We start from the raw sequence: 14600 nt of genomic DNA, 5'->3' as shown, positions 1-14600 counted from the left end.
ATTGAAAAATTAAGGTGAAGTGCAAAGATTTAAATTGTTAATGGATATTCTATTAACAAAATAACACAACAGGAAGTGATCAGGTTGGCTACAGTGATCCAAATTGATGGGACTAAATGTCAAAAATGTTATGCTTGTGTGCGTCAATGTCCTGTGAAGGCCATTCAAGTTAAGGATAGTCAGGCTAAAATAGTAGAAGAAAGATGTATTAACTGCGGTTACTGTTTGATTGTTTGCTCTCAAAATGCTAGAGAAACTAAAAGCTATCGGAGTAGAGTTAAAAGCTGGCTTAACCATCAAGAGGAAGTGGTGGCCTGTTTAGCTCCTTCCTTTGTTGCTTCCTTTACAGACTGTACTGCTGAGCAACTGGTGACTGCCTTATATAAGTTAGGTTTTAGCCAGGTTCATAAAGTTTCTCTGGGAGCTAAAATAATAGCTCAGAAATATGAAGAATACTTAATTGAATCGGAGCAGAAAAACTTAATTAGTAGTGCCTGCCCGGCTGTAGTTAATCTGATTGAGAACCATTATCCGGCTTTAGTGCCCAATCTTTTGCCTTTTGTTTCGCCGATGGTGGCTACGGGCCGTATTATTAAAAAAGAAAACCCAGAGTTTAAAGTAGTGTTTATAGGGCCCTGCATAGCCAAAAAAGCAGAAATGGAAAGAAAAGAGCTTGCTGCCAGCATAGATGCAGTTTTGATTTTTAAAGAACTTAAGGAAATGTATAAAGAGGAAGGGTTGGAGCTTGCTTCTTTAGCAGAAACAGAGTTTAATCAGACTGATTTTGAGTATAGTGATGATTTTGCTTTATCGGGAGCTTTAACGGCTAATTTAGAGAGCTATAGTGGAGAGGAGATTTTAGTTACTGAAGGTAGTGAGAATTGCCTGGAACTAATAACTGGGATTTTAAATGAAGAGGTACAGGCTAAATTATTGGATATATTATTCTGTGCTGGTTGTATAGATGGCCCTAAAATAGATAGTGATTACTCTTTATTTGCTAGGGAAAGATTTATTAAGGAGTATTTAAATAGTAGTCAAGAAAGTTTAGAATCTTCGGCTAAGCTTAGTCAAAAATTAAAATCACTCAAAAGTAAATTAGATTTAAAAAGTAAATTTGGAGCCTCCTTATTAAAGTTAGAGCTGCCCAGTGAAGAAGAGATTAAAGAGATCTTGACTTATACAAATAAGGTTACTCCCAGTGATGAATTGAACTGTGGGGCCTGTGGTTATGATAGCTGTCGAGAAAAAGCAATAGCTGTTTATCAAGGTTTAGCAGAAATTGAAATGTGCCTACCTTATCTCTTAGCCCAGATTCAGGAAGAGGCTGATTACTATAAAGAAAAGCTATCTCGAAGTCAGGAAACTAAGTATAGCTTTAAGGATATCAAGGGACAAAGTGTGGAGCTTAAGGAAGCTAAGGTTAAGGCTCAACAGGCTTCTCAAACTAAATCAACTATATTAATTCTTGGTGAAAGTGGGACTGGTAAGGAGATGTTTGCTCATGCTATTCATAATGCTAGTCCACGCCAGAATGGCCCTTTTGTAAAGGTCAACTGTGCTGCTATGACAGAAAGTTTATTAGAAGCAGAGCTATTTGGTTATGAGGAGGGGGCTTTTACTGGTGCTCAAAAAGGTGGTAAAAAGGGTAAATTTGAATTAGCTGATCAGGGAACTATCTTTCTTGATGAAGTAGGTGATATGTCTTTGCGAATGCAGGCGGATTTATTGAGAGTGTTACAAGAAGAGGAGATAGAGAGAGTTGGTGCTAATCAAACGATAAATATAGACTTGCGAGTTGTTGCTGCTACTAATCGTAATTTAAAGCAGATGGTCAAAGAGGGCCAGTTTAGAGAGGATCTTTATTATCGGCTTAATGTGATTACTGTTTACACTCCAGCTTTGAGAGAACGGATAGAAGATTTACCGATGATTATAGATCATATTACTACTAAATTAATTGCTGAACAGCAATTACCGAGAAAGAAGCTATCTAGAGAAGTTTTAAATCAGTTGATGCAGTACCACTGGCCGGGCAATGTACGGGAGTTGGAAAATATAATTATGCAAACTTTTAGCCTGACTGCTGAGGATATAATTAAGGTGGAGCATTTACCTGATTATATTTTGCAAAAAGATAGTGTTAATTCTTCTTTAACGAGTGAGGGAGAAATAGGGCCCTTGGCTGAACTGATAGCTAAAGTTGAAAAACAGGCTATCAAAAAAGCGCTAACAACAACTAAGGGGAATAAAAAACAGGCAGCTAATTTGTTAGAGATTTCTCGTTCAACTCTATATAAAAAAATAAGTAAATATAGCCTAAAAACCAGTGTCTAGTTTTCGTACATGCACGAAAACTAGACACTTTTAAATTTGAAGGCCTAAGCAACTACCATGTTGGTAAGTGAAATTCATCTCATTTAAAAAGTGTGCATTTTTCGTACATTTTTCAAGAAAATTCAGAAAACTATTATTTTTTGAAGGTGATTGTGAGAAAACACACTTATTTTCAGGCTAGGCTTGAGAGGTGTTTTTGGATTTTTTGGGGAAATGGCATAAAACTTGCATTTTTAAATAGAATAAATAAGATTTAGTAATTTTAAGGGAGGGATTCAAATGGAAGAGCTTAGTTTTTTGGAGAAATTGCATAATTTACAGGATACTTATGGCTATATACCAGAAAGGGAAATTTCTAATTTAGCTGAAGAGGCTGATATTTCTCGGGCTAAGGTTTTTGGGGTGATTAGTTTTTACTCTATGTTTTATACTGAGCCTACTGGAAAGTATATTGTCAGAATTTGTGATAGCCTTTCTTGCTATGTTAATGATTCGGAAGATTTAGTAAAGGCGGTTCAGGATTATTTGGAAATTGAAGACGGAGAGACTAGTAAAGATAAGAAGTTTAGCTTGGAAGTGGTGGAGTGTTTAGGGCATTGTGGCGAGGGCCCGGTGATGATGATTAATAATAAAACCTTTACTCAACTTAATGAAAAGAAGGCTTTAAATATCTTAAAAGAATGTAAATAAAGGAGGGAAGATTAAAATGGGAGAACGGCAACTATTAAAAAAAGAAGCTACTACTGATATTACTGAGCATAATTTTTCTGCTTTAGAAAAAGCTTTAACTATGGAAGGGGCAGAAGTAGTTAAAGAAATTAAAGAAGCTGGCTTAAAAGGAAGAGGGGGAGCTGGCTTTCCTACAGGACTTAAGTGGGAGTTAGCATTAGCTGAAGAGGCCGATGATAAGTACCTGATCTGTAATGCTGATGAGGCAGAGACCGGAACTTTTAAAGACCGTTATTTAATGGAAAATGTACCCTTTAAAGTTCTAGAGGGGATAATTATTGCTGCCTATGCTGTAGGGGCTAATAAAGGTTATATTTATATTCGGGGTGAGTATAGTAAGCCGATCAAGATTTTTACTAAGGTGCTCAAAGATGCTTATGATGAAGGTTTATTGGGGGCAAGTATTTTAGATAGTGATTTTAATTTTGATTTACGTTTAATTAAAGGGGCAGGAGCTTATATTTGTGGTGAAGAGACTGCTTTATTGAATTCTATTGAAGGTAAGCGGGGTAAATCACGTACTAAACCTCCTTATCCTATTCAAAGTGGCTTATTTGGTCAACCTACGGTAGTTAACAATGTAGAAACCTTAACTTCGGCCCGGGAGATAATTGATTTAGGAGCTGAAGAATATGGGGCTTTAGGAACTGAAGAAAGTAAGGGAACTAAGCTAGTCTGTTTAAGCGGAGATATCTCTAAACCTGGGGTTTATGAGGTGGAGTTTGGAGAATTGACAATTAGAGAGATTATTGAAGAGCTTGGTCAAGGAGTTAAAAATGATGAGCAATTGAAGTTTATAATCCCTGGCGGTGCTTCCACTTCAATTATTCCAGCTGAAAAAATGGATGTTGATTATAGTTATGAAGCTATTGCAGAAATTGGTAGTAGTCTAGGCTCGGGAGCAATTATTGTCTTAGATGATACTCATAGTTTATTGGACTTGATGGTTAATGTTTCTAGGTTTTTCATGGATGAAACCTGTGGGACTTGCTTTCCCTGTAAAGATGGCAATAAGCAGTTAAACTATTTATTGAAAAAGGCTGTCCAAAAAGGCGGCTTTACTAAAAAGGAGATAGAGTTAATTAGGTCTATAGGTGAGACTATTATTTTATCTGCAAGGTGTGGTTTGGGACAAACATCTTCAAACTTTATTAACTCTATTTTTGATAATTATCAAGCTGAAGTACTGCAAAGGGGGAATGAAGATGCCGAAAATTAAAATAGATGGAGAGGAATTAGAAGTAGAGTTGGGAACTACTATTTTAGAAGCTGCTAAGGAGGTTCAAGTCAATATACCTACTCTCTGCTATTTAGAAGAGCTATCGGTTTATGGTGGCTGTAGATTATGTGTAGTTGAGATTGAAGGAGAAAAGAATTTAAAACCTGCTTGTGCTACTGAAATTGCAGAAGGAATGGAGATTAAGACTCATTCTGAAAAGGTGAGAAGAGTAAGGAAGAATATCTTTGAATTAATTATCTCTTCCCATAATATAGGCTGTGAATTAAACTGTCTTGACTGTTCCTGGAATATTAGCTGTGAATTAAAGGAGATTGCAGAGCTAATAGAGATTGATCAGAGTAGATTAGATTCGATTAATGAACGCTATGATGATGATAATTCTAGCCATGCTGTAGTTAGAAAAATGAATAAGTGTATTGATTGTACCCGTTGTGTAAGAAAGTGTGAAGAGATTCAAGGGGTTGGAATCTTTACTAAGGCTAATCGAGGGCCCGAAACCTTAATCACTACTTTTAAAAACAAGGGAATGGGTAATGTAGAATGTGCTAATTGTGGGCAGTGTATTCACGCCTGTCCTACCGGGGCCTTACATGAGTCTTATCATTATAATAGTGTCTGGCATTTTCTGAATGATGATAGTAAGTTCGTAGTTGTGCAAACTGCTCCTTCGGTCAGGGTAGCTTTATCTGAAGGCTTTGGGGAAGAGCCGGGGACAGTTGCTACTGGTCAAATGGTGGCTGCTTTAAGAAGATTGGGCTTTGATAGGGTTTTTGATACTAATTTTAGTGCTGATTTGACTATTATGGAAGAGGGCTATGAACTGATAGGTAGGATTAAAGAGGGGGGCAAGCTGCCTATGTTTACCTCCTGTAGTCCGGGCTGGATTAAGTTTATAGAGCATTTTTATCCGGAATATCTACCCCACCTTTCTACCTGTAAGTCCCCTCAACAGATGTTAGGTGCAGTTGCTAAAAGCTATTATGCTGAGCAGCATGGTATTAATGTTGAAGACATGATAGTAGTTTCAGTAATGCCCTGTACTGCCAAAAAGTTTGAAGCTAGTAGATTGGAGATGGAAGATGATGTAGACTTTGTGCTTACTACTCGGGAGTTAATCAGAATGATTAAAGAAAGTGGCCTAGATATGATGAACTTAGCTGAAGAGAAAGCTGATAAAATGATGGGTGCTTCTTCAGGGGCAGCAGATATCTTTGGTGCCACTGGGGGAGTAATGGAAGCAGCTTTGAGAACTGCTTATGAGGTAATTACAGAAGAAGAGTTAGGAAAGTTGGACTTTAAAACGCTTAGAGGCTTAGCTGGAATTAAGGAAGCGGAGGTTGAAATAGGTGAGCTTACTGTAAAAGCTGCTGTAGCTCATGGTTTAGGAAATGCTAAAGAGTTGATGGAAAGGATTGAAGCTGGAGCGGAGTATCACTTTGTAGAGGTTATGGCCTGTCCTGGAGGTTGTGTAGGCGGGGGTGGTCAACCTGTTCCTACAAATCAGGAGACAGTAGAAAAGAGGTTAAATTCTCTTTATCAGATTGATGCAGAGAAAAAGTTAAGAAAGTCTCATGAGAATCCTGAAATTAAAGCGATTTATGAAGAGTTTTTGGGAGAACCTGGTGCTAAAAAGTCTCATGATTTACTCCATACTCATTATATACCTAGAAGTATTTAAATGGGTAGTTTAAGTCCACTATTACAATAGTGGACTTATTTTTTTGAATTATAATCTAAAAATTAAAAGATTTATGTTTTTCAAGAGGCTTAAATATGGTATTATATATAGTAGACTTAAAAAATGATAGATAATTGGATTGCCTATAAATTAAGCAGGAGATTGTTTTTTTAATCATTAATTAAATAAGTGAGATTGTTGGAAAGTGAGGTATAGATATATATGCTATCGAAACTATGGAATAAACTATGGTCAAAAGAGAGTTCTGAATTGAATAAGCTAGAGATTTTAGAGGAGCGGCTGGAAGATCTACATAATAAAGTAGTTGAGATAGATAATAATAGCAAGCAGATGATTCGACTACAGTATAAGAATAATCAGGACTTAGCAAAGAAATTAAAGAGTATTGAGAATAGAATTAAAGAAGAAGGATCGCAAGCAGATAAGGTTAAAGAATTAGAAGAGGAGATACAAAAAGAAAGGTCTATTGCAAATGAAAATATAGATTTTTTAATCTCTTTTGTTGATGAGATTGATTTAATTACTTCAAAGATCAGCAATGATCAAGATAGATGGCGGCAGCTATTAGAGAAATGGAGGGAGCAGATATTAAAGAAGTTATCAAAGCAGGGGGTATATGAAGTTAAGCTTGCTAATACAGAGTTTAACCCTAGGCTAGCCGAGGCGATTGATACTTTGAATGAGGATGATCTTGCCGAAGGTGAAGAGTATAATAATTATGAGATTGTAAAAATTTTTAAGAGGGCTTATAGAGATGAGCAGGGAGAAATTATTCGCAAAGCTATTGTAAATATTTTCAAGGAGGGAAGCTAATGGGTAAAAATAGATTTAGACCAGTGTTGGGAATAGACTTAGGGACTACAAATTCTGCTGTGGCTAGGGTTTTTGAGGGTGAGAGTGAGATTATTGAGCTTGAGAATGGAGAAAAATTATTACCATCAGTAGTTCACGTCAGTACGGAGGGGGATATTATTGTAGGTGAAGATGCTAAATCTGCTTTGTTGGCTATGCCAGAGCGAACAGTAGCTGAGGTTAAACGTAAACTGGGAGCAGAAGAGAAGATTGAACTGGCTGATCAGGAGCTATCACCTACGGAGATTTCTGCTCTGATTTTGAAGAAGCTAAAGGAGTCGGTTGATAAGATATATGGCCCGGAGGTAGAAAAGGAGGCAGTAGTTACAGTTCCGGCTTATTTTACTGATCAACAGCGAAAGGCTACTAAAAAGGCGGGGGAGTTAGCTGGATTTGTGGTAGAGAGAATTATCAATGAGCCTACTGCTGCTGCCATGGCCTATGGTTTAAATAAGCTTGATCAGGAACAGCATTTTTTAGTCTATGATCTGGGTGGTGGAACCTTTGATGTTTCTATTGTAGAGATGAATAGTGGAATAATGGAGGTTAAAGCTTCTAGAGGAGATAGACAGTTAGGTGGAAGTGATTTTGATTGGCGCTTAATAGATTATCTTTCACAAAAGGTGATTGAAGATGTAGGAGTCGATCCCCGGGATGATTTGCAGGCTGTTGCTCGGCTAAAGGATGAAGCTGAAAAGGCGAAGATAAAGCTTTCAGAGCAGGAGCAAGTAAAGATATCTATTAGTGCTTTACTAGTTAAGGATGATCAACCAGTTGGTCTGGAAGTAGAGATAAGTCGAGAAGAGTTTGTGAAATTAATTGATGATCTCTTACTTGATACATTAGAGAGTGTAAAAGAGGTCTTAGTAGATGCTGAATTAGAAAAGAATGAAGTAGATGAGATCTTATTAGTAGGTGGTTCTACCAGAATACCTAGAGTTGTTGAGTTATTAACAGACTTTTTTGAGCAGGAGCCTCACTATGAAATCAACCCTGATGAGGCAGTAGCTCTAGGAGCAGCCGTGCAGGCTGGACTTAAGTCCGGTGCTTTAGGAGAAAGCGGATTAATAGTAACTGATGTAGCACCTTATTCGATGGGGGTAGAGGTGCTTAAAGGTTGGTTAGGTTTAGGTTATAGACCGGGAGGCTTTGCTAAAATAATTGAACGTAATACTACTATTCCAGTGACTAAAACGGAAAAGTTTAGTACCAGTTATGACAATCAAGAAGCAGCCAGTATTAAGATTTATCAGGGCGAAGGGGAATGGGTTGAGGAGAATCACTACTTAGGAGAGTTTTTGTTGGAGGATATTCCGGAGAATGAAGCTGGAGCTGAAGAGATTGAGGTCAGTTTTAACTATAACTTAAATGGAATTTTGGATGTTAGAGCTAAATTACTTTCTACTGGGGAAGAAGTAAGTATTACAGTTGAGGATGGACTGGATAGAGATTCAGAAAGCGATTATCAACAGAGTGTGGAGGAGTTAGAGAACTTCTTTAAGAAGGCTAAAGAGAACAGAGAGCAAGAGGAAACAGAGATATTGGGAGATTTATTTGCTGAGGAGGAATTAGAAGATGTTGATTTTGATGAATTAGTAGAAGAAATAGAGACAGAAGAGGGATTGATAGAGGAAGCGAAAAGATTGAAGGAACGAGTATTAGAAACTTTTAGAGACGATAGCAAGAAAAAAGAAGAGCTTATTTCAAAGTTGGAAGAGGCTATTGATGGAGTTGAGTATGAAGAGTTAGAGGAGACTGTTGATTTAGTCTTTGCAGAGATTATGCAGCAGGAATTAGGAGGTGAGGAGTAAATGACAGAGGCTAGCGAGATACTGGAGATTTCTAATTATTACCGAGTACTGGGAACCAATTCAAATGCCAATGATGAGTTAATAAAGCAGAGGTACTTAGAGAGAGTACGTCAATTTCCGCCAGAGGAAAATCCCGAGGCTTTTAAAAGGATTAGGGAGGCTTATGATACTTTAAAGGATCCTTTTGATAGGAGCAAGTACGATTTGCAGACTAAGTATCAAGGTAAGCCGCTTAAATTATTGGGCGAGGCTGTTCACCATATGGAAAGCTCTGACTATGAAAGAGCAGCAACTTCTTTTGAAAAGGCAGAGGAGCTAGCAGCGAACAATCTTTATATTTTAAGAATGAAGGCTAAACTTGCTTTGCTGCGAGAAAATTATTCTGAATTTGAAACTCTGTTTGCGGAGATTGAGGAGATAGCACCGAATAGTAAAAGATTTTTAGTGTTGATGAATAAGGTTATGCTTTTATTGGAAGTTGGACTAACCCCAAGAGCTTCTAAGGAACTAGAAAAGATGAAGCCTCTTTTCCCAGAGCAAAAGATAGAAATAGCTTTCTTATCTATACCTGTTTATGATGAATTAAATGACTTTGATAAGCTCTGGGATGTATTGGTTGATACTTTACCTGAGCTAGATAATTTTGATGATCATTTTGAACTTTTTATGGATACTATTTACCTGTTGAATAAGCATGAACAATGGGATAAAAGGGAGGATTTGTTTAGGCAAGCAGCCGATTATGTCAAACTGATTAAGGATAATTTGGAAATTAAAGAGGTTTTGATTGATAGATTAGAGGAGGTAATTCAAGAAGCAAAGGCTCATGGAGTAGCGAGGGATCAGCTGTTTTTAGTAGAAGTATTACTGGAGTTTAAAGACGATTCCAGGCTAGCGGCTCAGAAGCAAAGACTTAAAAAAATAGTTAGAGCAGATCAAGAGTTAGAAGCAATGGCTGAGGAAGAACAGATATCTCCTTTTGTTTTTTATCGGCTAGCTGAACTATTTTTTGACTGGGCTTATTCTGAGGGCCCTGAGATGTATATGGACTTTCCATCTTCCTATGAGATGAAGGAGTTTGAAAAGGAGTATTTATGGAATGTAAATGCTATTGATTATTTAAGAGAACGGGATTTTTATATTTATCAACTTTTTGAAGACCAATGCTTAGAGATTAGAGAAAAAAGTTATGATTCTTTAGGTGAAAAGGAGTTATCTATGCTTAAGAAGCGATTGAGTATAGATCAGGATTCTAATTATGAAAAGTTAGATTCTGGACAGGTTGTTAAGAAGGATGATGTTGGCAGAAATGATCCCTGTCCTTGCGGGAGTGGCAAGAAGTATAAGAAGTGTTGTATATAAATAAATATTATCAAGAATACGAAAAAGCATTAAGAAAGGAGTATTTGAGTGAAGCAAAGAGTAATGGATAAGATTAAGCTCTTAGAAGATAACCTGGAGAAATTTGGAATCTTACAACTATAAACAGAGGAAAAGAGGATTATAATGAAAAAGAAAAAGATAATTGGTTTGATTTTAGTTTTAATTGGTGTTTTGTTGATTATGAATAATGCAGGGCTAATTGAATTTGATCTTAGAGCTATTATTTCCATGTATTGGCCAGTGATATTAATTCTAGCAGGTGTTTTTAATATTCTGGGCAATCCTGCGGCTAAAAAGGGTGGGATTATCCTGCTGATAGTAGGGCTTTTATTTCAACTTAGCAAACTGGGCTATTTTAATATTTTTGAGTATCTTTCATTTTGGCCAGTGATAATTATTATAGCAGGTCTTTACTTTGTTTTTCCTGAAGGTGATCAAGGTAAGGGGATAGATAAGGATTCTTTTAATACAATTAATCTATTCTCCGGAGCAAATAATAGATTACTCAGCAAGGATTTTAAGGGAGGCAGTAGCATAGTAGCTTTTGGTGGGGTGGAGATAGACTTAAGTAAAGCAGAGATTAAAGGCAAGGAGGCAAGGATCGATGTTTTTGCTGCCTTTGGTGGGATTGAAATTGTTGTTCCTGAAAGTTGGAATGTAGTTATTAAAGGCTTACCTATTTTCGCTGGTTGGGATAATAATACTGCGGATAATGATAATCCTGAAGCACCGACATTGGTAGTCAACTGCCTTTTACTCTTTGGGGGGGTTGAAGTTAAAAATCAATAGTAGGAATTTTAAAATATCAGCTAATAAGCTGGTATTTTTTCTTTTTAATTTTTGGGTTTTTATGGTATAATTAGTTTAGTGAAAAAATTTATGATGTTTATGAGAAAAGATTTAAGAGGCATTCAAGGGAGTGTTAAACATAAAATATGCTAAACAAGGCAGAAATTAAGAGAGTGATTAAAGAATATTGCTTGCAAAATAAAAATATAATAGCGGTTTATATTTTTGGCTCTTTTATTCGGGGAACCTTTAATCAGAATAGTGATATTGACCTGGCTTTGATGCTTAAAGCTGAGTTAGATAAGATGGCTGCTTTCGATCTTAAATTAAAGGTTGCTACTGAGTTAGAAGAGTTACTAGGAATTGAGGTTGATACGGTTATTTTTTCTAGAGCTGATTTAAGGCTGAAGCAACAGATAATCAAGGGTGAACTAATTATAGGCAAGAAAAATAAACTACGAGTGAGAAGAGAGAGTAGAGTTGTTGATGATTATCTGGATATGAAATACTTTTATGATCTTTATGAGCAAAATCTAGGAAAGGGGTTTAGGAATGGTTGATAAAGAGGTAGTTAAAAGACGATTATTGAAGCTAGAGGAGTAGATTGAAATGCTAAGTACTAATTTGTTGATGATTAGGGCCCTAGAGCTTGCTGCTAAAGAACATGAGGGGGATAAGAGAAAAGGAAGGGATATCCCCTATATTGTACATCCTGTGGAAGTAGCAATGATTTTGCAGGAGGATGGCGTAGATGAAGAGTTAATAGCTGCTGCTTTGCTGCATGATACACTGGAGGATACGGAGCTTAGCGAAGAGCAGTTAAGAGCTAGATTTAATGATAGAATAGTTGAACTGGTTCTGGGAGCTTCGGAAGAGCTAGAGGATAGAGATAATACTTCTTGGGAAAAGCGCAAAGAACATACTGTGAATTATTTAAAGGAAGCACCGCACGAGGTAAAGCTGATAGCCTGTGCTGATAAGTTGAGTAATATCCGGAGTATGATTAGGGATTATGAGAGAGTGGAGGATGAGCTCTGGGATAGATTTAATAGAGGCTATGAGAAGCAGAAATGGTATTATCAAAGCTTAGTTGAAAGTTTAGAGGATCTGCAAGGAATTAAGATGTATGAACAGTTTAAGCTAGCTGTGGAATATCTGTTTTAGAGTGTAGGGCAAAATTTAACTCGAATTATAAGCTAATAATGATTTGAAAGGAAAAATAAATTTGGGGAAGGAAATAGATAGAGATGAAAGAAGAGATCAAGCAAAGGTTGAAGGAAATAGAGAAAAAAGAAGATGTGAAAATTCTATTTGCTGTTGAAGCAGGGAGTAGAGCTTGGGGATTTCCCTCAAAAGATAGCGATTATAATGTTAGATTTGTTTATATACGGCCAATTGAGTGGTATTTAGCAATTGAGCAAAAAAGAGATGTATTGGAGTATCCTATTAATAATTTGTTAGATATCAGTGGTTGGGATATCAAAAAAGCTTTATATTTATTCAGAAAATCTAACCCACCCTTGATGGAGTGGTTAAGGTCGCCCATATTGTATTTAGAACAGTTTTCTTTTTTGAAAAAAATGAAAGAATTAAGCAACAAGTATTTTTCGCCTAAAGCCTGTATCTATCATTATTTACATATGGCTGCGGGAAATTATAGAGATTATTTAAAAGGTAGGCAAGTTAAAATCAAAAAATACTTCTATGTTTTGAGACCTATACTGGCCTGCAAATGGTTTGAAACAAATGAGACTATAGCTCCTGTGGAATTTGAAAAGCTTCTTGAAACTCAAGTTGAAGATCCAGAATTATATTCGGAAATTGATAGGTTACTAGAAAGAAAGAGAGCAGGAGAAGAGTTAGATATAGAACCCAAAATTGATATTATCAATAATTTTTTAGAAGAGCAGATAAATTATTATCAGGAGTATGTTAAAGATTTAAAAGATAAAGATAAAATAAGTTTTTTGGTTTTAAATGAAATATTTAGAGATACTTTAAAAAAGGCTTGGAATTAATTACGGCTAAACCCCTGAGCTAACTTTTTGAATTTTTTGGATTTTATATCTACTCTATGTGTTAGGATAGTTGCCGTAAGGACTAAAATCTGACTAGACTTTTATGAAAGCATTATGCAATCTAGTACTAATCGTTAATCAAAAAGGAGAGTTGAAAATGAAATTAACCATCTCAAAAGAAATTCCAATTTTGAAAGACTTCCCAGTCTTTATCAATTATCTAGAAGAAAATGAGATACAATTAACTGTCAAAAATCAAAATCTAAGAGGGCCCGACCTGTATGAAATGAATCAAATGATCTATCATACAGTGCCCGATACTACCAAAAGAAGTCGACAGAGGATTTACCCTGTTTTGCACTTATTCTACCACCTAGTTTTAGCAGGAAAGCTATTTAAAAAAGAAAGTAGGGGTAGCAAATCACTTTTAGTCCCTACAGAACGACTAGAAGAGTATCAGGAGTTAACATTAACAGAAAAGTATATGTTTTTATTGGAGACCTTTTGGGTTGATTGTGATTGGGATCAGCTCCAGGAGGCAAGTATGGGTGATAATCCTTTAGGATACTTTTCGCTTTTAGTGGAAGATTTTTTAGACTTTGATGATATTTTAGCTAAACAATCTGCAGCAAAAGAGGTCGATTTAAGAGTAGAGATAGCAGGCTCAGAGTTATTTTACTGGGGATATTTCTTATTATATTTTGCTTATTTTGGTTTTTGGAAGGTTGTTTTTAAGAAGCAGAATGATGATTGTAAGAGTACTTATATTCCTGAGACTGTTGAAGTAAGTCCTTTTGGTGTGGTGATGATGAATGTGTTAACTCATCGTAATTTAGATTTATGGAATCTGGCTCAGAGAAGAAAGCTAGGAGACTTTAAGGGTCAGGCAGGTTCTCCACTTCAGATAGAGTATGAGGATGATTTTAGGGGGGACTTCTTTTTTATGATGGATAGCGAGGAGCCGATGGCAGATAATGATATTCTCGAAGAGGATGATGACTGGGAAGGTGAGGAGTTTATTGAGGTATTTATTCCACTGTTTAGTGAAGGAGAACTGGAAAATACATTACCTCGAGTAGAAGAGGGCTTTAAAAGCGGAAGTTATATCTTCAAGATTCTTTTAAATAGAAAGAACTGGTGTAGGGTTGAATTTGCTGCTGCTCATACTTTAGAGGATCTGCACCGGGTAATTAGGGAAGTCTTTAATTTGGGTGGGGATCATTTATATGCTTTCTTTATGGATGGCAAGGCCTGGTCACAGAACTCTATTAGTGATCCGCGGGATGAGGGCCCTGATACCTGTGACTTTCAGATTGGTTATTTAGGATTGGAGGAAGGGCAGGAAATTCTGTATATTTTTGATTATGGAACTGAAATAAGATTTAAGGTTAGACTGGAAGATATTGATGAAGAAGGTGAGGATTTAGTTGAACCGGTAATTATTAAGCAGAAAGTAGATCTTTAATAAGTGCTAATTCGCAGAGATTAAAGTTATTGAAGAAGCTTAATCAGTAATATTTTAAATAAGGCTTTATATAACCAGACAAAAAAGCGGAGAATAGTATTGATAATTATTTAGCTAGTTTTAATGAGAATGAAATATAGATTGCACAATCTATATCTTAGAATATTGATTCTAGAATCTATTTAGTTATTTCTAGATATGATTCTACTGCAAAAAGGTCAAAATCTCCAGTAAATTATGCTATATAATTGAATATCCTCCTTTATTTATGATATAA

Annotated in this window: 12 protein-coding genes; all 12 read left to right on the top strand. The window is 36.2% G+C overall.

Annotated elements, in window-relative coordinates; all coding sequences use genetic code 11:
- The first annotated feature begins 93 nt into the window (after nt 1-93).
- The 12 genes from MWH30_RS11800 to MWH30_RS11745 all read left to right on the top strand — a co-directional run bounded on the left by MWH30_RS11800 (nt 94) and on the right by MWH30_RS11745 (nt 14323).
- A complete protein-coding gene (locus tag MWH30_RS11800; RefSeq protein ID WP_248664293.1) occupies nt 94-2337 on the top strand; it encodes a sigma 54-interacting transcriptional regulator in 2244 nt (747 codons plus the stop codon).
- 279 nt (nt 2338-2616) lie between these two features.
- A complete protein-coding gene (locus tag MWH30_RS11795; protein ID WP_248664292.1) occupies nt 2617-3027 on the top strand; it encodes an NADH-quinone oxidoreductase subunit NuoE family protein in 411 nt (136 codons plus the stop codon).
- A 16-nt stretch (nt 3028-3043) separates the two neighbouring features.
- Entirely contained in the window at nt 3044-4285 is a 1242-nt protein-coding gene (locus MWH30_RS11790) for a complex I 51 kDa subunit family protein (protein ID WP_248664291.1), read from the top strand.
- The gene (locus MWH30_RS11785; protein ID WP_248664290.1) at nt 4272-5984 is read left to right on the top strand and encodes an NADH-dependent [FeFe] hydrogenase, group A6; all 1713 of its coding nucleotides are present in this window, start codon (nt 4272-4274) and stop codon (nt 5982-5984) included. The genes MWH30_RS11790 and MWH30_RS11785 overlap by 14 nt, the downstream gene beginning before the upstream one ends.
- A 222-nt stretch (nt 5985-6206) precedes the next feature.
- Nucleotides 6207-6818: a nucleotide exchange factor GrpE gene (gene grpE, locus MWH30_RS11780; protein ID WP_248664289.1), complete on the top strand. Its 612-nt coding sequence runs from the start codon at nt 6207-6209 to the stop codon at nt 6816-6818.
- Entirely contained in the window at nt 6818-8668 is a 1851-nt protein-coding gene (locus MWH30_RS11775) for an Hsp70 family protein (RefSeq protein ID WP_248664288.1), read from the top strand. The genes grpE and MWH30_RS11775 overlap by 1 nt, the downstream gene beginning before the upstream one ends.
- Nucleotides 8669-10030 carry a J domain-containing protein gene (locus MWH30_RS11770; protein WP_248664287.1) on the top strand — a complete coding sequence of 454 codons (1362 nt, stop codon included), beginning with the start codon at nt 8669-8671 and terminating at the stop codon, nt 10028-10030.
- Between the two features lie 144 nt (nt 10031-10174).
- Entirely contained in the window at nt 10175-10840 is a 666-nt protein-coding gene (locus MWH30_RS11765) for a LiaI-LiaF-like domain-containing protein (RefSeq protein WP_248664286.1), read from the top strand.
- Nucleotides 10841-10986: 146 nt separating this feature from the next.
- Complete coding sequence (mntA, locus tag MWH30_RS11760) at nt 10987-11400, top strand: type VII toxin-antitoxin system MntA family adenylyltransferase antitoxin (RefSeq protein WP_248664285.1); 414 nt, start codon at nt 10987-10989, stop codon at nt 11398-11400.
- A 49-nt stretch (nt 11401-11449) separates the two neighbouring features.
- Entirely contained in the window at nt 11450-12004 is a 555-nt protein-coding gene (locus tag MWH30_RS11755; protein WP_248664284.1) for an HD domain-containing protein, read from the top strand.
- A gap of 83 nt (nt 12005-12087) precedes the next feature.
- Nucleotides 12088-12858, top strand: a complete 771-nt coding sequence (locus tag MWH30_RS11750) for a nucleotidyltransferase domain-containing protein (RefSeq protein WP_248664283.1) — start codon at nt 12088-12090, stop codon at nt 12856-12858.
- Between the two features lie 157 nt (nt 12859-13015).
- The gene (locus MWH30_RS11745) at nt 13016-14323 is read left to right on the top strand and encodes an IS1096 element passenger TnpR family protein (RefSeq protein WP_248664282.1); all 1308 of its coding nucleotides are present in this window, start codon (nt 13016-13018) and stop codon (nt 14321-14323) included.
- The last annotated feature ends 277 nt before the right edge of the window (nt 14324-14600 follow it).

The sequence above is a fragment of the Fuchsiella alkaliacetigena genome (assembly GCF_023227765.1).
Taxonomy (GTDB): domain Bacteria; phylum Bacillota; class Halanaerobiia; order Halobacteroidales; family Acetohalobiaceae; genus Fuchsiella; species Fuchsiella alkaliacetigena.
Note: the sequence above shows the minus strand (reverse complement) of the source record. Positions and strands in the feature narration are given on the sequence as shown.